Below are 20,152 nucleotides of genomic sequence, written 5' to 3'. Positions count from 1 at the left end.
CGCGGCGGATCCGGAGATGCACGCGCGCAGGTTGCCGCCGAAGGCCTCACGGATCTTGGCGTAGACGAGGGCGTCGGCGACCTTGTGCTTGGCGGTGAGGCCGAAGGGCGCGGAGGCGGTCCCGGTGCGGCGGAAGTTGTCCTGGCTGGCCTTGGCGTACTCGCGGGAGACCCCGGCCGCCCACTGGAAGATCTTGTACTTGGCTCCGCCGGCCGCGCGGGCCTTGGCGGCGACGCCGTTGTAGACCTTCTCGAAGATGCGGGGCACGGCCGCCATGTAGGTCGGCTGGACGACCGGCAGGTTCTCGATGATCTTGTCGACGCGGCCGTCGACGGCGGTGACGTGACCGACCTCGATCTGGCCCGAGGTGAGGACCTTGCCGAAGACGTGGGCGAGCGGCAGCCACAGGTACTGCACGTCGACCTGGGTGACGAGGCCGGTGGCGGCGATGGCCTTGGCCATGTACGACCAGTTGTCGTGCGGCAGGCGGACGCCCTTGGGGCGGCCCGTAGTGCCCGAGGTGTAGATGAGGGTGGCGAGCTGCGTGGGCGTGATCGCCGCGACCCGCTCCTTGACGGCCTCGGGGTGCTTCTCCAGGTAGCCCTTGCCGCGCGCCTCCAGCTCGGCGAGCGTGAGGACGAACTCGCCGTCGCTCTCCACGCCGGTGGCGTCGATGACGACGACATGGCGGAGGTTCGGCAGCTCGGCGCGGCGCTCGACGGCCTTCGCGAGCTGGGCCGCGTCCTCCGCGATGAGGACCCGCGACTCGGAGTCGGAGAGGATGAACGCCGACTCCTCGGCGTTGGTCTGCGGGTAGACCGTGGTGGTCGCGGCGCCCGCGCACATGACACCGAGGTCGGCGAGGATCCACTCGACCCGGGTGGCGGAGGCGAGGGCGACCCGCTCCTCGGACTCGACGCCGAGGTCGACGAGGCCGGCGGCGATCGCGTAGACCCGCTCGGCGGCCTGCCCCCAGCTGAGCGACTTCCAGTCGTCCGGGCCGGCGCCCGAGGCGGCGGGCACCGGGTAGCGGTACGCCTCCGCATCCGGAGTCCGCTCGACGCGCTCAAGGAAGAGGGTCGCCACGGAGGGCGGCCGGTTCTCGATCTGGGTCTGTGTGTCGCTCACGACGTCCTCCGGGCGGCGGCGGTGCCTTCTGGCGGTTCGTAACTAACTGGCGAGTAACCTTCGAGCCGGGATCAGAGTAAAGGCCCGAGGTCCGGCGCGTAAGGGCCTACGGGGCGCCGCTTCATAACGAACGGGCCCACGCGCACCTGGCACGTGGACCCGTTGTATGCACAGGGCAGCTACCTGGGGCGCCCTGGACTACTTCTTCTTGCCGGAGGACTCGTCGCTCGACAGAACGGCGATGAAGGCCTCCTGCGGCACCTCCACCGAGCCGACCATCTTCATGCGCTTCTTGCCTTCCTTCTGCTTCTCGAGCAGCTTCCGCTTACGGGAGATGTCACCGCCGTAGCACTTGGCGAGGACGTCCTTGCGGATGGCCCGAATGGTCTCGCGGGCGATCACCCGGGAGCCGATCGCGGCCTGGATCGGCACCTCGAAGGCCTGCCTCGGGATGAGCTCGCGCAGCTTGGCGACGAGCCGCACACCGTAGGCGTACGCGGCGTCCTTGTGGGTGACGGCCGAGAAGGCGTCGACCTTGTCGCCGTGCAGCAGGATGTCGACCTTGACCAGGCTGGAGGCCTGCTCGCCGGTGGGCTCGTAGTCGAGGGAGGCGTAACCGCGCGTCTTGGACTTCAGCTGGTCGAAGAAGTCGAAGACGATCTCGGCGAGGGGCAGGGTGTAGCGGATCTCGACCCGGTCCTCGGAGAGGTAGTCCATGCCGATCAGGGTGCCGCGACGCGTCTGGCACAGCTCCATGATCGCGCCGATGAACTCGCTGGGGGCGAGGATCGTGGCGCGTACGACGGGCTCGTACACGTCGTTGATCTTGCCCTCGGGGAACTCGCTCGGGTTGGTGACCGTGTGCTCGCTGCCGTCCTCCATGACCACGCGGTAGACCACGTTGGGGGCGGTGGCGATGAGGTCGAGCCCGAACTCGCGCTCGAGCCGCTCACGGATCACGTCGAGGTGGAGGAGCCCCAGGAAGCCGACACGGAAGCCGAACCCCAGCGCGGCGGAGGTCTCCGGCTCGTAGACCAGCGCGGCGTCGTTGAGCTGCAGCTTGTCGAGGGCCTCGCGGAGGTCCGGGTACTCCGAGCCGTCCAGCGGGTACAGGCCCGAGAAGACCATCGGCTTCGGGTCCTTGTAACCGCCGAGGGCCTCGGTGGCGCCCTTGTTCAGGGAGGTGATCGTGTCACCGACCTTGGACTGGCGGACGTCCTTCACACCGGTGATGAGGTAGCCCACCTCACCGACGCCGAGACCGTCGGACGGCGTCATCTCCGGAGACGAGACACCGATCTCCAGCAGCTCGTGGGTGGCGCCGGTCGACATCATCTTGATGCGCTCGCGCTTGTTGAGCTGACCGTCGACCACACGCACGTAGGTCACGACGCCGCGGTACGAGTCGTACACGGAGTCGAAGATCATCGCGCGGGCGGGCGCGTCGGCGACACCGACCGGGGCCGGAACGTCCCGGACGACCCGGTCGAGCAGCGCGTCGACACCGACACCGGTCTTCGCGGAGACCTTGAGGACGTCCTCCGGCTGGCAGCCGATGAGGTTCGCCAGCTCCTCGGAGAACTTCTCCGGCTGGGCGGCCGGCAGGTCGATCTTGTTCAGCACGGGAACGATCGTGAGGTCGTTCTCCATGGCCAGGTAGAGGTTGGCCAGCGTCTGCGCCTCGATGCCCTGGGCCGCGTCGACCAGCAGGACCGTGCCCTCACAGGCGGCCAGCGACCGGGACACCTCATAGGTGAAGTCGACGTGCCCAGGGGTGTCGATCATGTTCAGGATGTGCGTGTCGCCCTGACCCGGCCCCTCGGTCGGCGCCCACGGCAGCCGGACCGCCTGGGACTTGATCGTGATGCCGCGCTCCCGCTCGATGTCCATGCGGTCGAGGTACTGGGCACGCATCTGCCGCTGGTCGACCACACCGGTCAGCTGGAGCATCCGGTCGGCGAGCGTGGACTTGCCGTGGTCGATGTGCGCGATGATGCAGAAGTTGCGGATCAGAGCCGGGTCGGTACGGCTCGGCTCGGGCACGTTGGTAGGAGTCGCGGGCACGCAGGGTCTCGTCTCGGGGCGATGTCGGATCGATACGTAGGCTCCATGGTCCCATGCCCGTCGCCCTGCGCCCGGTTTGGGCGGGCACGAGAGTGGCTGATACTGTGGACAGCTGTGTCTCGTGTGCCCTCTCAGCCTGCGAGACGCATCCAGAAGGAACATCGAACCTGTAAAGGCTCTTTTCGTGGCGAACATCAAGTCCCAGATCAAGCGGAACAAGACGAACGAGAAGGCGCGCCTGCGCAACAAGGCCGTCAAGTCCTCGCTCAAGACCGCGATCCGCAAGGCCCGCGAGGCCGTCGCCGCGGGTGACGTCGAGAAGGCCACCGTGGCTTCCCGCGCCGCCTCCCGCGCGCTCGACAAGGCTGTCTCGAAGGGCGTCATCCACAAGAACGCCGCCGCCAACAAGAAGTCGGCGCTGGCCACCAAGGTTGCCGCTCTCCAGGGCTGAGCTCTGATGTAACCGGCCGCACGGGACCTAGCGGGCCCTCTCTCCCGCTCCCACCCGGCCACCAGGACTCGCACGCGGACGCGTTCGCCACGCGGGTGCGAGCCCACCAGCTCCAACACCGAAGGCCCCGCCCCTCCTTCCCCAGGAGACCGGGGCCTTCGGCGTACCCGGGCCCGAAACGCCCCGCCCCACCCTCACTCGTAGGAGCGACTGCGGCCAACCACCGCACGACTCGGGGCGGGTCAGGGGCGCAGCCCCGAGGGGGGTCCGGGGGCGCAGCCCCGAGGGGGGTCCGGGGGCGCAGCCCCGAGCGGGGTCCGGGGGCGCAGCCCCGAGCGGGGTCCGGGGCGCAGCCCCGAGCGGGGTCCGGGGCGCAGCCCCGAGCGGGGTCCGGGGGCGCAGCCCCGAGCGGGGTCCGGGGGCGCAGCTCCTAGCGGGGTCCGGGGGCGCAGCCCCCGGGACTCTCCCCCTACCCACCCACCAGCCCCCGGCAGGGTTTCGGGAAGGGGTGGGGTGGGGGAATCCGCCCTGGCACCAGCCACCGCCCACCCCGCACCCACAACCGCCCCCGGGCCCCGGCACGCCCAGCCCCCTACGGGCAGGGGCGCGGGCACCACCCGCCCTGGCCCGGCCCGGCACAGGCCAAGGCCAAGGCCCAACCGCCCCCCCGCTACCCGTCCCGCCGCATCCTCGCCGCCCGAGCCACCGCGACCACCGCCTTCTCCAGGGCGTACTCCGGGTCGTCCCCGCCGCCCTTCACCCCCGCGTCCGCCTCCGCGATCGCCCGCAGCGCGAGGGACACCCCGTCGGGGGTCCAGCCCCGCATCTGCTGCCGTACGCGGTCGATCTTCCACGGCGGCATGCCCAGCTCCCGCGCCAGATCCGCCGGCCGCCCGCCCCGGGCCGACGACAGCTTGCCGATCGCCCGTACGCCCTGCGCCAACGCGCTCGTGACGAGCACCGGCGCGACCCCGGTCGAGAGCGACCACCGCAGCGCTTCGAGGGCCTCCGCCGCACGCCCCTCCACCGCGCGGTCCGCGATGTTGAAGGAGGAGGCCTCGGCACGGCCCGTGTAGTAGCGCCCGACGACGGCCTCGTCGATCGTCCCGTCCACGTCGGACGTGAGCTGCGCGACCGCGGACGCGAGCTCCCGCAGGTCGCTGCCGATGGAGTCGACGAGCGCCTGGCAGGCCTCGGGTGTGGCCGAACGCCCCAGCGTCCGGAACTCCTGCCGCACGAACGTCAGCCGCTCCGCCGGCTTCGTCGTCTTCGGGCAGGCCACCTCCCGCGCCCCCGCCTTGCGCGCCGCGTCGAGCAGCCCCTTGCCCTTGGCTCCGCCGGCGTGGAGCAGGACGAGCGAGATGTCCTCGACCGGGTCCTCGAGATACGCCTTGACGTCCTTGATCGTGTCCGCGGACAGATCCTGGGCGTTCCGCACGACCAGCACCTTGCGCTCGGCGAACAGCGAGGGGCTGGTGAGCTCCATCAGCGAACCGGGCTGGAGCTGGTCGGGCGTGAGGTCGCGCACGTCCGTGTCGGCGTCGGCGGCACGCGCGGCCGCCACCACCGCCTGGACGGCACGGTCGAGGAGCAGGTCCTCCTGCCCCACGGCGAGCGTCAAGGGGCCGAGGAGGTCGTCGGGGGAAGTCTTTCTGGTGGCCATCGCGGTCCAGCATCCCACGGACCACCGACAGTGCGGCGATGCCCGAGAATGGCGGGGTGAGTGAACGACACGTACTGGTACTCCCCGACCGCGACGCCGCCGAGGAGGTCGCCGGGGAACTCCCCGACCGTTTCGGCGTCGCCGAGGAACCGCAGCTCGTACGGGACTCCCTGGCCGGGGAGGACGACGCCGAGGACGCCCAGTGGCTGGTGGTCGTCGAGGACCCGGACGGCAGGCTCGACCCGACGGCGCTCGACTCCCTGGCGGCGGAGTACGAGGGCTGGCTGGAGGCCCCGTAGGACCAGCCCGCCCTTGGAGAACCGCCCGCCTCAGCCCCGCCCCGCCTTGGGCACGATCTGCACGTCCAGGTCGATGCTGATGCTCGACCCCACCGCCGCGATCCCCCGCGCCAGCAACGTCTGCCAGGTGAGGGTGAAGTCCTCCCGGTGCAGTTCGGTGGTGGCCCGGCAGGCGCACCGGGTCTCGCCCTCCAGGCCGCTGCCGAGGCCCAGGTACTGGGTGTCGAGGGTGACTGTGCGGCTCACCCCGTGGAGGGTGAGCGCCCCGGTGACGGCCCAACGGCTGCCGCCCTTGTGCGTGAAGCGCTCGCTGGAGAACTCCAGCGTCGGGTACGCGCCGACGTCGAGGAAGTCGCCCGACCGCAGGTGGTCGTCGCGCATCTGCACCCCGGTGTCGATGGAGGCCGCGTCGATGACGACGTGCATCGCGGAGCGCTCCACCCGGTCGCCGATCCGGACCGCTCCGGCGAAGCGGTTGAACCGGCCGTGGATCCGCGCGAGCCCGATGTGGCGTGCGGTGAAGCCGATCTGGGAGTGCGTCGGGTCGATCTCCCAGTCGCCGGGCTCGGGGAGCTGCGGCTGCGGGGCGATCTGGAGCAGCACATCGTCGAGGCCGGTGTGGCCGCCCTCGGTGACGACGGCCCTGGTGTGGTGCGGCGTGTAGCCCTCGGCGGTGACCGCGAGCCGGTACTCGCCCGCCGGCACGGTCGCGAGCGCCGTGCCGTACGGGTCGGTCTCGCCGGCGATCACCTTGCGCCCGGCGGCGTCGCTGAGGACGAACTCGGCCTGCCGGACCGGTTCGTGCACGGGGTCGAGCACCCGGCAGCTCAGCATCCCCGCCGAGGCGGGGACGGCGAGGCCGGCGAGCGGGCCGCCCCGCACGACACCCACCGCACGCTTCCCGAAGAGACGATCGAACATTCTTCACGCACCCCCGTGCGACTCGTTCACTATGCAACGAAGTTGCATTCGATCACCGCTGGAGCGTTCGACGCAAACCGGTCATGCGGTGAACAAGCGTTACCGAGGGTTCGAATCGGAAATTCCGCCGCGAACGACCGGCAGCGCGTCGAGCTCGATCCCGAACAGATCCCGGTACGCGCCCCGCACCTCGTCGTCGCCTTCGAGGATCCGCTCCTCGCGCTCGCCCCCGGCCCGCGTGATCAGCTTCCGGTCGCTGAGGGTGATCCGGCCCTCCTCGGTGAGCAGCGAGCAGACGAGACTGCGCGGGAAGTGCGAGTCGGGCGAGGTCCGGTGGTACCAGGCGCCGGCCGTGAAGTCGGCGAGGAGGCGGGGCTGGAGCTCCACCCGGTACTGCGGCTTCCCGTCCCGCAGCACGTCCACGTCCCCCTCGGCGGTGTCCACGAGCCGGAAGACACCGCCCGGGTCGGCCTGGTCGCCGCGGTCCTCGTAGCGGAGCGGGAAGTGGCTGTGGTCACCGAAGCCGACGTCCGCGAGCAGGCGCTCCCCGTCCGCCGTCTCCACGAGCAGCGCCATGTGGTCGTACGGGATGCCCGGCTTCCCCTCCGGCCCGAAGACCCGCGCCTGGAGCAGCGACACCCGGTAGCCGAGGCCCCGCAGCAGCACGGCGAACGCCGTGTTGACCTCGTAGCAGAACCCTCCCCGGTGCGCGCCGATCACCTTGTCGAGCAGTGCCTTCTCCTCCAGGACGATGTCCTCGCCGAGGTGGATCGAGAGGTTCTCGAACGGCACGGTGCGCAGATGGCGCAGATGCAGATCGCGCAGCGCCTCGGTGTCCGCGCGGTCCGGCCGCTCCGCGTCGATGCGCCGCAGATAGGCCCGGACGTCCCCCGGCGCGGGGGTGAAGGGCTCGGAGGGGACGGGTGCCGTCGGTCGCGTCGTCATGCGACCAGTCTGCCCGGTCAGCCGCTGGCTCCCCCCGGCTGCCCGACGGGCTCCGACTCCTCCTTCGGAGAGGGCAGTTCCCGCATCCGCGGCAGCGGCGAGGGCAGCACCCACAGCACGGCGAAGACGGCCCCGACGGTGGCGATCCAGAGGGTCGGGCGCAGCCCGATCGCGGTGCCGAGAAACCCGCCGACGAGCGCGCCGAGCGGACGGAAGCCGTGGTTGAGCGTCCGGAAGGCCCCCATGACCCGGGCCCGCACGGCGTCGGGTATCAGCGCCATCTGGAACGATCCGGCGGCGATGTCGACGATCATCACGCCGACGCAGGAGAGGAACTCGGCCACGAAGAGCACGAACACCACGAGCGCCACCGGCCCTTCGGCCAGGGGTATCAGGACCAGCGGCAGGGTGAACCCGAGGAAGCCGGCGACGAGCGAGCCGCCGATGCCGATCCGTCGGACGACAGCCCCGCTGACGACCGCCCCGAGGAGGCCGCCCACGGCGCCGGCTCCGAGGATCAGGCCGAGCAGCCCCGCACCGAGGCCGAGTTCGGTGGTCACGTAGAGGACGAAGAGGGTGTGGAACATGTAGTTGAAGAACTGGACCGTGCCCGAGGCGGCGAACAGCGCCCGCATCGAGCGCTCCCGGACCACCCAGCGCAGCCCTTCGGTGAAGTGGCCCTTGGCCACGGGGGCCGGCGGGGGTTCGACCGGCTTGATCCGGGCCAGGTACCCGGCCGACACGAGGTAGGTGAGGGCGTCCGCGACCAGCGCGAAGGGGGCGGTGAGGAACTGCACGAGCAGTCCGCCGATCCCAGGCCCCGCCAGCCAGGCCGTCGAACGGCTGCCGTTCACCAGCGAGTTCGCCTGCACATAGCGCTCGCTGGGCACGAGCGCCACGAAGAGCGTGGTGTTGCAGACCTCGAAGAGCACGGTGAGCGCGCCGACACCGAAGGCCACCACGTACAGCTGGGTCAGCGTCAGCGCATCGAGCAGATAGGCCACCGGAAGGGTCAGGACCAGCGCCGCCCGCCCGATGTCGGCCCCGATCATCGCCCGTCTGCGGCTGGCCTGCCGATCGGCCCAGGCCCCGAAGGGCAGGTTGAGCAGGAGCGCGGGCAGGAGTTCGGCGGCCTTGAGCCAGCCCATCGCCGCGGCGTCGGCGCCGAGGACGAGGACGGCGGCGAGCGGGATCGCCATCAGGGATATCTGGTCCCCGGCGAGGGAGGTGGTCTGCCCGGTCCAGTAGCGGCGGAAGGTCCGCTCGCGCAGCAGCGCCGGTACACGGTCGACGAGAGCCATCGTGCTCACTCCTTCTCGCTGTCGGGGACGTCCGGATCCAGGTAGGCGATCCGCAGGACACTGACGGGCCTGGCGCCCTCCGGGCGGAGGGACGGGTCGGAGGACCGCGCCTCGTAGGGCCGGAACAGCGCCTCGACGCGCGCGCCGAGGTCGGCCAGCTCCTCGTGCGTGAGGTGGAGCAGCGAGTCGCCGAACTGCTCGGCCTCCTGCCACTCCCTCGGCAGCCGGTGCCGGTTCGCCATGGCCCGGGCGACCCGCTCGAAGTACCGCTCGACGACGGCGGCGTTCAGCGCGTCGGCCGCCTGGGCGATCGACGGGTCCTCGCTGTACTCCGGCCACTCCGTGTACCGGGCCGTGGCCCGCCAGGGCTTCTCCCGCCCCCGGCCGCCCGGCGCCTCCTCCACCAGCCCGTACTTGGCGAGTATCCGCAGGTGGTAGGAGCAGCTGGCCACGGACTCGCCGGTCAGTTCGGCGGCCCGGGTGGCGGTGAAGGGCCCACTGCCGCGCAGCAGCCCCACCAGCGTCATCCGCAGGGGGTGGGCGTAGGCGCGCAGGGCGCGCGGGTCGGTGAGTCGGATGCTGCGGGGCTGTTCGCCCTCGGGCTGCGGGTCGATGATCTCCTCCGGCATGATGAAAAGGTATCTTTAGAAAGACTTCTTTACAAGGGTTCTCCCCATCGGCGCGTCACCCTCCCCCGGGTACGGCCATCAGCCCGTGCCCCGCCCCGACGACCGCGATCGCCCCGTCGCGGTCCGTCCGCAACACCCGCGCCCCACCGGCCCGCAACAACTCCACCGTCCTGGGCGAGGGATGCCCGTACGGGTTGTCGCGCCCCGTCGACACCAGCGCGAGCCGCGGCCGCACGGCCCGTATCAGCCCCGGGTCCTGATGCGCGGAGCCATGGTGGGCGACCTTGAGGACGTCCACCGGCGCGAGCCCCGGATGAGCCCGCAGCAGCCCCCGCTGGGCCGGCGGCTCCAGATCCCCGAGCAGCAGCAGCGTCAGCCCACCGGCCGCCCTGACGAGCATCGCGACACTGGCGTCGTTCGCCCCACCCGAGCCCGCCGCCACCCCCCTTCCCCCGGCGGCCCCGCTGTCCTCCGCCGGCCAGAGAACGGTCCACTCCAGCCCGCCGATCCTGCGCCGCTCCCCCGCCCCCGCACGGATCAGCGGCACCCGCGCAGCGGCCGCCGTCCGCCGTACGAACGCCGCCTGGGCCGGCGGCTCCTCGAGCCCCGTCGTCTGGATCGCCCCCACCGACCGCCCCCGCAACACCCCCGGCAACCCGGCCACATGGTCCGCGTGGAAATGGGTCAGCACCAGCAACGGCACCCTGCGCACCCCGAGCTCCCTCAGACACCGGTCCACCGGTACGGGGTCGGGGCCCGCGTCCACCACGACGGCCGCGTCCCCGCCCGCCGCGAGGACCGTCGCGTCCCCCTGCCCCACCTGGCACATCGCGAACACCCAGCCCCGCGGCGGCCATCCGGTGGCCCACCGCGTCAGCGGCACCGGCCGCACCACCACGAGCAGCAGCAGGACGACGAGGAGCCCCGCGACCGGCCCCCGGTGCGGCAGCCTGCGCGCCGCGACCACCACCACCGCGGTCACCAGGGCGAGAGCGAACCCGCCCCACCACCCACCGGGCCAGCTCAGCTCCGCACCCGGCAGCGCGGCGCCCGTACGGGCCACCCGCGCGATCCACCCGGCCGGCCACCCCGCCACCCACGCCAGCCCTTCCGCGGCCGGCATCCAGACCGCCGCCGCGGCGAGCGTGGCGAAGCCGAACACCGTCGCCGGTGCCACCGCGAGCTCGGCGAACAGATTCGCCGGGATCGCCACCAGGCTCACTCGGCCGGCGAAGACCACCACGACGGGAGCGCACACCGCCTGCGCCGCCAGCGACGCCGCCAACGCCTCCGCGAGACGTTCGGGCACCCCGCGCCGACGCAGCGCCTCGCTCCAACGCGGTGCCACCGTCAGCAGCGCCCCGGTGGCGAGGACCGAGAGCAGGAACCCGTAACTCCGCGCGAGCCACGGGTCGTACAGCACCAGGAGCAGTACGGCGGCGGCCAGGGCGGGGATCAGCGATCTCCGCCGGCCGGTGCCGATCGCGAGCAGGACGACGAACCCGCAGGCCGCGGCGCGCAGCACACTCGGCTCGGGCCGGCAGACCACGACGAAGGCGAGCGTGAGCGCTCCCCCAGCCACCGCCGTGCCCCGCAGCGACATCCCCAGCCGGGGCGCGAGGCCCCCGCGCTCCACCTGGTGCGCCCGCCCGGGACGGCCGACCAGCAGAATCAGGACGACTGCCAGATTGCTTCCGGAGACGGCGAGCAGATGGGTGAGATCGGTGGCCACGAAGGCGTCACGCAGCTCGGACCCGATCCGCGAGGTGTCCCCCACGACCAGGCCGGGCAACAGGGCCCGCGCGTCCGGGTCGAGACCGTCGGTCGCCCGCCGCAGGCCGGCGCGCAGCTCCCCCGCCGTCCGCTGCAGGACGCTCGGCGGGCCGATGATCCGGGGCGGTCCCCCGCCGCCGACCTTGAGCACCGCCGCGAACGGATCGCCTGGGCGCGAGGGCGGCGCGAGCCGGGCACCGACGCTCAACCGCGTGGACGGCAGCAGCCGCAGCCACTCCGCCCGCCCCTCCCCGGGCGGCACGATCAGCAGGACCGGAGCCCTCGTCCGGTGGACCGTCCCGTCCGACCGCTCGGCGCGGGTCACCTCTCCGTCCAGGACGACGGAGACCGGCACCGACTCGCTGCCCCGCACCCGGGGCCGGGTCAGCCGGGGGTCCGAGGTCACCGTCACCTCCAGCTGCGCCCGCCCGTAATCCCGCGCCAGGGCCGGTACCGGCCCGCGCCGCAGATCCGCCGTGTGCAGACCGGCCGACGCGGCGCCGGCGGCGGCACAGAGCAGGACCCCGGCGAACGCCGTCGCCCGTAATCGCCACGCGGGTGTGCCCCGCCCGGTCGGCGCGTCCGCCGCCAGGTTCCCCTCGCCGGGCCGGGCGGTCCCGCCGAACCTGCGCGCCGCCGCAGGCGTCAGGAGGACAGCTCCGCCCACCAGGCAGACCACGACTCCCGCGACCGTCCACCACCCGGGAACCCCCACCGCGACCGCCGCCGCCACCCACGCGGCCACCGCGAGCGGCACCAGCCGGAGATCGGCCGGCCCCTCCTCCCAGGACAACGCCCGCGCTCCCCGCCCGTCCACGTCCGCCCCGTCCGCGGCCGCCCCGTCCACGTTCGCCTGATCCACGTCCGCCCCGTCCGGGGCCGCCCCGTCCGTCTTCACGGCCGCACCAGCCGTTCGAGTTCGGCGAACCGCCGCTCGCCGATGCCGTTGACCTCCCGCAGCTCCCCGACCGACCGGAAACCACCGTGCTGCGCGCGATGGTCGACGATGTGCCGGGCGAGAACCGGACCGACGCCCGGCAGCGTGTCGAGCTGCTCGACCGTGGCCGTGTTGAGGCTCAACGGCATCTGCGAGCCCACCGCGCCGGAGCCACCGCCGAGGACCGGTCCGCCACCTGATCCGGGACCTGAGCCTCCGACCTGCGTCCCCGGCAGCCCGACGAGCACCTGCTCGCCGTCGAACAGCACCCGGGCCCGGTTGAGACCGGTGAGATCGGCGCCGGGCTTCGCCCCGCCCGCGGCCCGCAACGCGTCCGCCACGCGCGAACCGGCAGGCAGCGTCAGCACCCCGGGCTTGCGCACCTTGCCCCCGACGTCCACGATCACCCGCGCCCCACCCGCTCCGGCCCCCGGCCCGGCCGTGGTGGCGGACGCCCCCGGTGCGGCAGGTGCGGAGGGCGCGGCGGGCGCGGGTGCGGCGGCGACCGGCGCCGCGCGGACGAGCTCCGGAGCCCGTACCGGCTCCGGCCGCCCCGTCCAGAAGTAGCCGCCCGCCAGGCCTGCGGCCACGACGAGCACCACCGTCAGTGCGGCCAGCGCCCTCGGTTCGAGACCGATCCGCGTCTGCACCCACACCGGGGTCCGGTCACGCAGCACGGCCGCGAACCGTGCCCGTACCCCGGGCGGCGACCCCCGTTCTCGTACCCCCGACGGAGATACCCGCCGCTCCGCCTCCGCATCCGCACCCGGATCCGCGCCCCCGTCCGCCCCCGCCTCAGCCGCCGCCCCCGCCCCTGCCACAGACGCCGCTGCCGGGAACAGCTCATCCCCTCGCCGCCGCACAGCAGCCTCCGGCACCGCCCCGGCCCTCCTCACCCGGGTCCGCCGCCGGGTCCGCCCAGAAGGCGCGCCACGCGCCCCGGGGCGGCTCCTCCCGTCGGAGCCCGGTGTCCTGCCGGGACCACTGGCCGATGCGACCGCCGTGCCGAGAGCGCCGGGAGTCGTCGATGAGATACGCGTACGAAGAGTCATGCCGATGACGTTAGGAACCACCGCGGCGCCGTGCGGGACTCACTCACGTTCCGTGGACAGAGCCCGCATTGTGGAAAACTCCGTCACTCCTCCGGGGGATGCACCCGCGGCTCTCCCTCAGGGAGCGGACCCGCCTACTGACTCAGCGAGGCGAGACGACGACCGCGAGCAGCCCCGGGCCCGTGTGGGCGCCGATGACCGCTCCCACCTCGCTGACGTGCAGCTCCGCCACGCCGGGCACCCGCTCCTTGAGCCGGTCGGCGAGCGCGGCGGCCCGCTCGGGCGCGGAGAGGTGGTGCACGGCGATGTCGACGGGGCCGGAGCCGGCGCGCTCCACGGCGATCTCCTCGAGCCGGGCGATGGCCTTCGAGGCCGTCCGCACCTTCTCCCGCAGCTCGATCCGACCGCCGTCGAGTTCGAGGAGCGGCTTCACCGCGAGCGCGGAGCCGAGCAGCGCCTGCGCCGCCCCGATGCGTCCGCCGCGGCGCAGATAGTCCAGGGTGTCGACGTAGAAGTAGGCGGAGGTGCCCGCGGCACGCTTCTCGGCGGCCGCGACGGCCTCGTCGAGCGATCCGCCGGCCTCGGCGACCTCGGCCGCCGCGAGGGCGCAGAAGCCCAGGGCCATGCCCATCATGCGGGTGTCGACGACCCGCACGGGCACGGGAGCGTCCTTCGCGGCGAGCACGGCCGCGTCGTAGGTCCCGGAGACCTCGGCGGAGAGATGGAGGGAGACGACGCCCTTCGCCCCGGCCTCCGCGGCCTCGCGGTAGGCCTCGGCGAAGACCTCGGGGCTGGGCCGCGAGGTGGTGACGGCCCGCTTCTTCTGCAGGGCCTCGACGAGCGCCTTGGCCGAGACCTCGGTGCCTTCCTCGAGGGCGCGGTCGCCGATGACGACGGTCAGCGGGACCGTGGTGACGGCGTGCCGTTCCCTGGTCTGGTGTGGCAGGTAGGCCGTGGAATCGGTGACGATCGCGACATGCCGGGACATGAGCGGGAGGTTACCCGCCGAGACCGGTGCACGGCAGCCCGGCCCCCGTCGTGAGCGCTCCGGCACCGCCGGGCGCGTCCCGCCCGGTGCCCGGCCGGGGCTCCGAGTCGGCGGTTCCGCGTCGGCGCGGATCCGTCGGGTGACGGTTCCGTCAGGTGGTGGTCTCCGGGCGGGCCGACTTCTCCCAGGGGTAGGAGGTCAGCCGGGGGTCGGGCGCGGTGATCGCGGGCTGCTCGCCGCCGGATCCCGGCCGCGGGCTCCCTGAGGTGGCGCCCTGACCGCCCGGCACCGAGCTCCCGGAGGCCGCCCCGGGCACCGTGCCCGACGTGCCGGTGCTCCCCGACGTGCCGCCGGTCGCCGACGTCCCCGCCGCCCCGTAGGCCGTCTCCGGACCCGTGGTCGTCCAGTGCCGCAGCGCACCCGCCTCGACGTCGATCTGGGCGCTGAGCGACGACAGGTCGTCCTCGGCGAACCTGAGGGCACGCTCACGGGCGGCGCGGCGCAGCGCGTCCGCCGAGCTGGTGATCCGCTCGGTCCGCGCGGTGAGTTCGGGGAGCTGGCCGGCGACCCAGGCGCGGTCGGGCTCCCGCTCGATCCGCTTCATGTCCTCGTCCAGTTCGAGCCCGTGCGCGCTGAGCCGGTGGAACAGCTCCAGCGACTCCTTCAGCGAGGCGTCCTCGCCGACCCCGGCCTGCAGGGCCTCCTGGGTGGCTCGCATCGAGGTGCGCAGCGAGAGCCGCAGCCGGGCCAGCTCGCCCGCCGTCCCGGCCTGGCCGTAGCTCTTGGCCCGCAGGGTCGTGTCCTCGACGGTGCGCCGGGCCTGGTCGATGGTGCGGTCGACGCCGCGCTTGGCGGCCTTGGCCGCCTTCACCGTGGCGTAGACCCCCAGCGCCACGAAGGACAAGAAGAGCAGCGCCATGATCGTGATAATCGCGGCTTCGGCTTCCATGCTCGCCCCTCCGGCGTCCGTCCGGTCCCCACGGATGTGGTTCCTCCACGGTAAACGGAACGGGCAGGCCAGGGGTTCCATCGGAACCCCCAACCTGCCCGTAGGGGACATCCCTATGTGCGTCAGGCGACGATGTTGACCAGCTTCGGCGCCCGCACGATCACCTTGCGGATCTCGGCACCGCCCAGCGCGGCGACCACGTGCGGGTCGGCCAGGGCCAGCGTCTCCAGCTCCGCGTCGGTGATCGACGGGGAGACCTCCAGGCGGGCCTTGACCTTGCCCTTGATCTGCACGACGCAGGTCACGGTCTCGTCGACGACGTACGCCGGGTCGGCGACCGGGAAGCCCTGGTGGACCACCGAGTCGCTGTGGCCCAGTCGGCGCCACAGCTCCTCCGCGATGTGCGGGGCCAGCGGGGCGACCAGCAGCACCAGCTGCTCGGCGACCGGCCGGGAGAGCACGCCACCGGACTTCGTCAGGTGGTTGTTCAGCTCGGTGATCTTGGCGATGGCGGTGTTGAAGCGCATCGCGACCATGTCCTGGCCGACGCCGTCGATCGCCTTGTGCAGGGCGCGCAGCGTGTCCTCGTCGGCCGGAGCGTCGACGACGGTGACCTCACCGGTCGACTCGTCGACGATGTTGCGCCACAGCCGCTGCAGCAGCCGGTACTGGCCGATCACCGCGCGCGTGTCCCAGGGGCGCGACACGTCCAGCGGGCCCATCGCCATCTCGTACAGGCGCAGGGTGTCGGCGCCGTACTCGGAGCAGATCTCGTCCGGCGTCACGGCGTTCTTCAGGGACTTGCCCATCTTGCCCAGGACGCGGCTGACCTTCTCGCCCTGGTACCAGAAGCCGCCGTCGCGCTCCTCGACCTCGGCCGCCGGGACGGCGATGCCGCGCGCGTCGCGGTAGACGAAGGCCTGGATCATGCCCTGGTTGTAGAGCTTGTGGAACGGCTCGGCCGAGGAGATGTGGCCCAGGTCGAACAGCATCTTCGACCAGAAGCGCGCGTACAGCAGGTGCAGCACGGCGTGCTCGGCGCCACCGACGTACAGGTCGACGCCGCCGGTGGGCATGCCCTCGCGCGGGCCCATCCAGTACTGCTCGACGGCGGGGTCGACCAGCTGCTCGGTGTTGCGCGGGTCCAGGTAGCGCAGCTCGTACCAGCAGGAACCGGCCCAGTTGGGCATGGTGTTGGTCTCGCGGCGGTACGCGCGCGGGCCGGCGCCGTCACCGAGGTCCAGGGTGACGTTGACCCAGTCCTCGTTGCGGGACAGCGGCGTCTCCGGCTGGGTGTCCGCGTCGTTCGGGTCGAAGGTGCGCGGCGAGTAGTCCTCGACCTCCGGCAGCTCCAGCGGCAGCATCGACTCGGGCAGCGAGTGGGCGACGCCGTCCTCGTCGTAGACGATCGGGAAGGGCTCGCCCCAGTAGCGCTGGCGGCTGAACAGCCAGTCGCGCAGCCGGAAGTTGACGGTGCCCTCGCCGATGCCGCGCTCGGCCAGCCAGTCGGTGATCCTCGCCTTGGCGTCGACGACGCCCAGGCCGTCGAGCGCCACGTCCTCGTTGGAGGAGTTGACCAGCTTGGCCTCGTACGAGGAGAAGGCCTCGTCCCAGGTCGACGGGTCGGTGCCGCGGTCGTCGCTCGGCTCGACGACGCAGCGCATCGGCAGCTCGAAGGCGCGCGCGAAGGCGAAGTCGCGGCTGTCGTGAGCGGGGACGGCCATGATGGCGCCGGTGCCGTAGCCCATCAGGACGTAGTCGGCGATGAAGACCGGGACCTGCTCGCCGCTGACCGGGTTGGTCGCGTACGCGCCGGTGAAGACGCCGGTCTTCTCCTTGGCGTCGGCCTGCCGCTCGACGTCGGACTTGGAGGCGGCCTGCTTGCGGTAGGCGTCGACGGCCTCGGACGGGGTGGCGTGTCCGCCGGTCCACACGTCGTGGGTGCCCTCGGGCCAGGTGGCCGGGACGATCTTCTCGACCAGGTCGTGCTCGGGCGCCAGGACCATGTACGTGGCGCCGAACAGGGTGTCCTGGCGGGTGGTGAAGACGGTGATGGCACCGGTGTCGCCGACCTGGAAGTCGACACGGGCGCCCTCGGAGCGGCCGATCCAGTTCCGCTGCTGCAGCTTGATGGCCTCGGGCCAGTCCAGTGCGTCCAGGTCGTCGAGCAGGCGGTCCGCGTAGGCGGTGATCCGCATGTTCCACTGGCGCAGCTTGGACTTGAAGACGGGGAAGTTGCCGCGCTCGGAGCGGCCGTCGGCGGTGACCTCCTCGTTGGCCAGGACCGTGCCCAGGCCGGGGCACCAGTTGACGGGCGCGTCGGAGGCGTAGGCCAGGCGGTACTCGCCCAGGACGTCGGAGCGCTCGGCGGCGGTCAGCTCGCTCCACGCGCGCGTGGTGCCGGGAACCTCACGCGTGCCGTTCTCGAACTGCGCGATCAGCTCGGCGATCGGACGGGCCTTGCCGGCCTCGTCGTCGTACCAGGAGTTGAAGATCTGCAGGAAGATCCACTGGGTCCACTTGTAGTACTCGGGGTCGATCGTGGCGAACGACCGGCGCTTGTCGTGGCCCAGGCCCAGCCGGCGCAGCTGGACCTTCATGTTCTCCATGTTGGCCTCGGTGGACACACGCGGGTGCGTGCCCGTCTGCACGGCGTACTGCTCGGCCGGCAGGCCGAAGGCGTCGAAGCCCAGGGTGTGCAGCACGTTGTGGCCGGTCATGCGCGCGTGGCGGGCGAAGACGTCCGTGGCGATGTAGCCGAGCGGGTGGCCGACGTGCAGGCCCGCACCCGAGGGGTACGGGAACATGTCCATGATGAACTTCTTGGGCCGCGCGGCGATGGCGGGGTCGCCCGCCAGGTCACCGGTGGGGTTCGGGGCCTCGTACGTGCCCTCGGCGTCCCAGAAGTCCTGCCAGCGTGCCTCGATGTCGGCGGCCATGGCCGCCGTGTAGCGATGCGGGGCCGCCGTCTCGGCGGCCGTATTGATCTCGGTCATGGTCCTTGAAGCTCCATCGATCGTCTCTGCCCACTGCCACGGACTGCCGTGAAATGAAAAAGCCCCTCGCACAGGAGGGGACGCCGCGCCGACTCCGGCGGATGTCTGTCATCCGCCGGGACTGATCAGCGCGGCTCGGTAAGCAGAAGGCGTACGGCACGCATGGCGCCAGGGTACCGCAGGGCCCGAGCGGGCCGCACCGACGTTCCACGGAGCGGAGTCGCGGCAGGTGAGGCCGGGCGAAGGCCCGGAGGCCGGCCGCAGAAGCGGGACGACGAACGCGGGGCGACGACGAAGAAGCCGGACAACGAAGAAGCGGGCCACCCGATCCGGGTGACCCGCTTCTTTTCTGTGGAGCTAAGGAGAATTGAACTCCTGACCTCCTGCATGCCATGCAGGCGCTCTACCAACTGAGCTATAGCCCCTTGCTTTCCGTCTCCGTTTCGGTTTCCCTCGCGGCGACAGACAGAACATTAACCGGCTTCCCGGCAGATCTCCAAATCGATTCTCCGGGCCCTCCTGACCTGCCGGGTAGGGTCGCCGACTGTGTCCGTCTCCGTGCTCTCCAAGACCCGCGCCCGGCCCTGGCCCCTGGCCACCGCCGCGGCGATCTGCCTGCTCTCGTTCGTGGCCTTCTGGGTGGCGCAACGCCTCGCCCACGTGAACATGCTCGACGTGATGGTCTACCGGGCGGAGGGCGAGACGGTCCGGGCGGGCGGCGATCTCTACGCGATGCGCGCGACCTCGGCGAACCTCGGCATGACCTACCCGCCCTTCGCGGCCCTGCTGTTCGTTCCGCTGACCCTGGTGAGCGTCCCCGTGATGCGGACGCTCGCCACCGCGGGGAACCTGCTCCTGGTGGTCGCGCTGGTGCAGCTGTCGCTCCAGCTGGTCCGCCCCACGCTGTCGCGTACGGACCTGTGGCGCACGACCCTGTGGGTCGCCGCGGTGGTGGTCTGGTGCGAGCCGGTGTGGACGACCCTGCGGTACGGCCAGATCAACCTGCTCATAGCGGTGGCGGTCCTCTGGGACCTCACCCGGCGCCGGGACAGCCGCTGGGCCGGCCTGGGCATCGGCCTGGCGACCGCGGTGAAGCTCACACCGGGGCTCTTCGTGGTCCTGCTGCTCGTCGCGGGCGTGCTGCTGTGGCGCCGGGACCGGGGCTGGAACAGCTGGCTGCGCACGGCGGTGACGGCGACCGGGGTGTTCCTGGGGACGACGCTGGCCGTGGCGCTCGTGCTGCCGGCGGACTCGAAGCGGTTCTGGACGGAGACGCTGTTCGAGACCGGCCGGGTGGGCTTCGCGGAGGAGACCGCCAACCAGTCGATCCGCGGCGTCCTGGCCCGGCTGATGCACACCGACGACCCGGGCATGTGGTGGGCGGTGACCGCGGCCGTCCTGGGCGGCCTGGCGATGGTCCTCGCGGTGCGGGCGGCGGTGCGCGGGGACAAGGCGGTGGCGGTGGTCGTCTGTGCGTTCACGGCGCTGATGATCAGCCCGATCTCCTGGTCCCACCACTGGGTCTGGTGCGTGCCCCTGCTGATCCTGATCGCGGACCGCGCCACGCGCGCGTGGCCGGTAACGGGGGCGGTGGCCCTGGCCTTCGCCTCGTTCGCGCTGTGGTGGGTCCCGCACGACCCGGGCCGGCCGGAACTGGACCAGAACGCGGGGCAGATGGTGCTGTCCGCGATCTATCCGCTGACGACCGCGGCCCTGCTCGTGGGGTACGTGCTGACGCTGCGGCGTCAGGCCGTGGCGAAGGAGTAGAAGCGCTTGAGGGTGCAGTGCTCGTCGAGGAGCCGGCCGTAGATCGGCTCCCCCTCGAGCTCGCGGTACGTCTCGATGGGGTCGCCTTTTATGATCAGCGCCCGCGCGCACTCCTCGCACCAGTACTGGAACCCCGGGTTGACGGGGTCCATGTCCCGCACGATGGGCGTGCCGCTGCCGCACCAGTCGCATTTCCGCCTGTGTGCACCCATCAGTCAGCTCCAGCTGTGGCCGCAGGCCGTGCACCCATAGGACACCCCGCCGTTGTCGCCGAGCACTTGGGCCACCC

Annotated in this window: 16 protein-coding genes and 1 tRNA gene; 3 read left to right on the top strand and 14 right to left on the bottom strand. The window is 72.1% G+C overall.

Features of this window, described 5'->3' with window-relative positions:
• Positions 1-1,128, bottom strand: a 1,128-nt coding sequence (locus AMK27_RS28815; protein ID WP_143204886.1) for an AMP-dependent synthetase/ligase, incomplete at its 3' end; no start/stop codon positions are given.
• Positions 1,129-1,326: 198 nt separating this feature from the next.
• Complete coding sequence (gene lepA / locus AMK27_RS28810; RefSeq protein WP_073914231.1) at positions 1,327-3,192, bottom strand: translation elongation factor 4; 1,866 nt, start codon at positions 3,190-3,192, stop codon at positions 1,327-1,329.
• Between the two features lie 184 nt (positions 3,193-3,376).
• Between lepA and rpsT the strand changes: the two genes are divergently transcribed.
• The gene (rpsT, locus tag AMK27_RS28805; RefSeq protein ID WP_030317512.1) at positions 3,377-3,643 is read left to right on the top strand and encodes a 30S ribosomal protein S20; all 267 of its coding nucleotides are present in this window, start codon (positions 3,377-3,379) and stop codon (positions 3,641-3,643) included.
• Positions 3,644-4,313: 670 nt separating this feature from the next.
• On the opposite strand, the gene holA is transcribed toward rpsT, so the two are convergent.
• Complete coding sequence (gene holA, locus AMK27_RS28800) at positions 4,314-5,306, bottom strand: DNA polymerase III subunit delta (RefSeq protein WP_073914227.1); 993 nt, start codon at positions 5,304-5,306, stop codon at positions 4,314-4,316.
• Between the two features lie 38 nt (positions 5,307-5,344).
• Between holA and AMK27_RS28795 the strand changes: the two genes are divergently transcribed.
• On the top strand, positions 5,345-5,605 hold the full coding sequence (locus AMK27_RS28795; RefSeq protein WP_245389554.1) for a hypothetical protein: 261 nt from the start codon (positions 5,345-5,347) through the stop codon (positions 5,603-5,605).
• A 30-nt stretch (positions 5,606-5,635) separates the two neighbouring features.
• On the opposite strand, the gene AMK27_RS28790 is transcribed toward AMK27_RS28795, so the two are convergent.
• The 10 genes from AMK27_RS28790 to AMK27_RS28745 all read right to left on the bottom strand — a co-directional run bounded on the left by AMK27_RS28790 (position 5,636) and on the right by AMK27_RS28745 (position 18,521).
• Entirely contained in the window at positions 5,636-6,526 is an 891-nt protein-coding gene (locus AMK27_RS28790) for a YceI family protein (protein ID WP_073914223.1), read from the bottom strand.
• Between the two features lie 99 nt (positions 6,527-6,625).
• Positions 6,626-7,471, bottom strand: a complete 846-nt coding sequence (locus AMK27_RS28785) for an arylamine N-acetyltransferase family protein (RefSeq protein WP_073914218.1) — start codon at positions 7,469-7,471, stop codon at positions 6,626-6,628.
• A gap of 17 nt (positions 7,472-7,488) precedes the next feature.
• Complete coding sequence (locus AMK27_RS28780; protein WP_073914213.1) at positions 7,489-8,772, bottom strand: MFS transporter; 1,284 nt, start codon at positions 8,770-8,772, stop codon at positions 7,489-7,491.
• Between the two features lie 5 nt (positions 8,773-8,777).
• Positions 8,778-9,401 (bottom strand): winged helix-turn-helix domain-containing protein, encoded by a 624-nt coding sequence (locus AMK27_RS28775; protein ID WP_079188618.1) that lies wholly within the window; start codon positions 9,399-9,401, stop codon positions 8,778-8,780.
• Between the two features lie 55 nt (positions 9,402-9,456).
• Complete coding sequence (locus tag AMK27_RS28770; RefSeq protein WP_445194881.1) at positions 9,457-12,072, bottom strand: ComEC/Rec2 family competence protein; 2,616 nt, start codon at positions 12,070-12,072, stop codon at positions 9,457-9,459.
• Positions 12,069-12,788, bottom strand: a complete 720-nt coding sequence (locus AMK27_RS28765) for a ComEA family DNA-binding protein (protein WP_338014341.1) — start codon at positions 12,786-12,788, stop codon at positions 12,069-12,071. The genes AMK27_RS28770 and AMK27_RS28765 overlap by 4 nt, the downstream gene beginning before the upstream one ends.
• A 517-nt stretch (positions 12,789-13,305) precedes the next feature.
• The gene (locus AMK27_RS28760) at positions 13,306-14,151 is read right to left on the bottom strand and encodes a DegV family protein (protein ID WP_073914209.1); all 846 of its coding nucleotides are present in this window, start codon (positions 14,149-14,151) and stop codon (positions 13,306-13,308) included.
• 151 nt (positions 14,152-14,302) lie between these two features.
• Positions 14,303-15,100 (bottom strand): hypothetical protein, encoded by a 798-nt coding sequence (locus tag AMK27_RS28755; RefSeq protein ID WP_073914205.1) that lies wholly within the window; start codon positions 15,098-15,100, stop codon positions 14,303-14,305.
• Positions 15,101-15,222: 122 nt separating this feature from the next.
• Complete coding sequence (gene leuS, locus AMK27_RS28750; protein WP_073914201.1) at positions 15,223-18,096, bottom strand: leucine--tRNA ligase; 2,874 nt, start codon at positions 18,094-18,096, stop codon at positions 15,223-15,225.
• A gap of 352 nt (positions 18,097-18,448) precedes the next feature.
• Positions 18,449-18,521 (bottom strand) — tRNA-Ala (locus tag AMK27_RS28745).
• A gap of 121 nt (positions 18,522-18,642) precedes the next feature.
• Here AMK27_RS28745 and AMK27_RS28740 point away from each other — a divergent pair.
• Positions 18,643-19,863: a glycosyltransferase 87 family protein gene (locus AMK27_RS28740; RefSeq protein WP_073914197.1), complete on the top strand. Its 1,221-nt coding sequence runs from the start codon at positions 18,643-18,645 to the stop codon at positions 19,861-19,863.
• On the opposite strand, the gene AMK27_RS28735 is transcribed toward AMK27_RS28740, so the two are convergent.
• On the bottom strand, positions 19,842-20,075 hold the full coding sequence (locus AMK27_RS28735; RefSeq protein WP_015033559.1) for a hypothetical protein: 234 nt from the start codon (positions 20,073-20,075) through the stop codon (positions 19,842-19,844). The genes AMK27_RS28740 and AMK27_RS28735 overlap by 22 nt on opposite strands.
• Between the last annotated feature and the right edge of the window lie 77 nt (positions 20,076-20,152).

The organism is Streptomyces sp. CB02009 (assembly GCF_001905825.1).
Taxonomy (GTDB): domain Bacteria; phylum Actinomycetota; class Actinomycetes; order Streptomycetales; family Streptomycetaceae; genus Streptomyces.
Note: the sequence above shows the minus strand (reverse complement) of the source record. Positions and strands in the feature narration are given on the sequence as shown.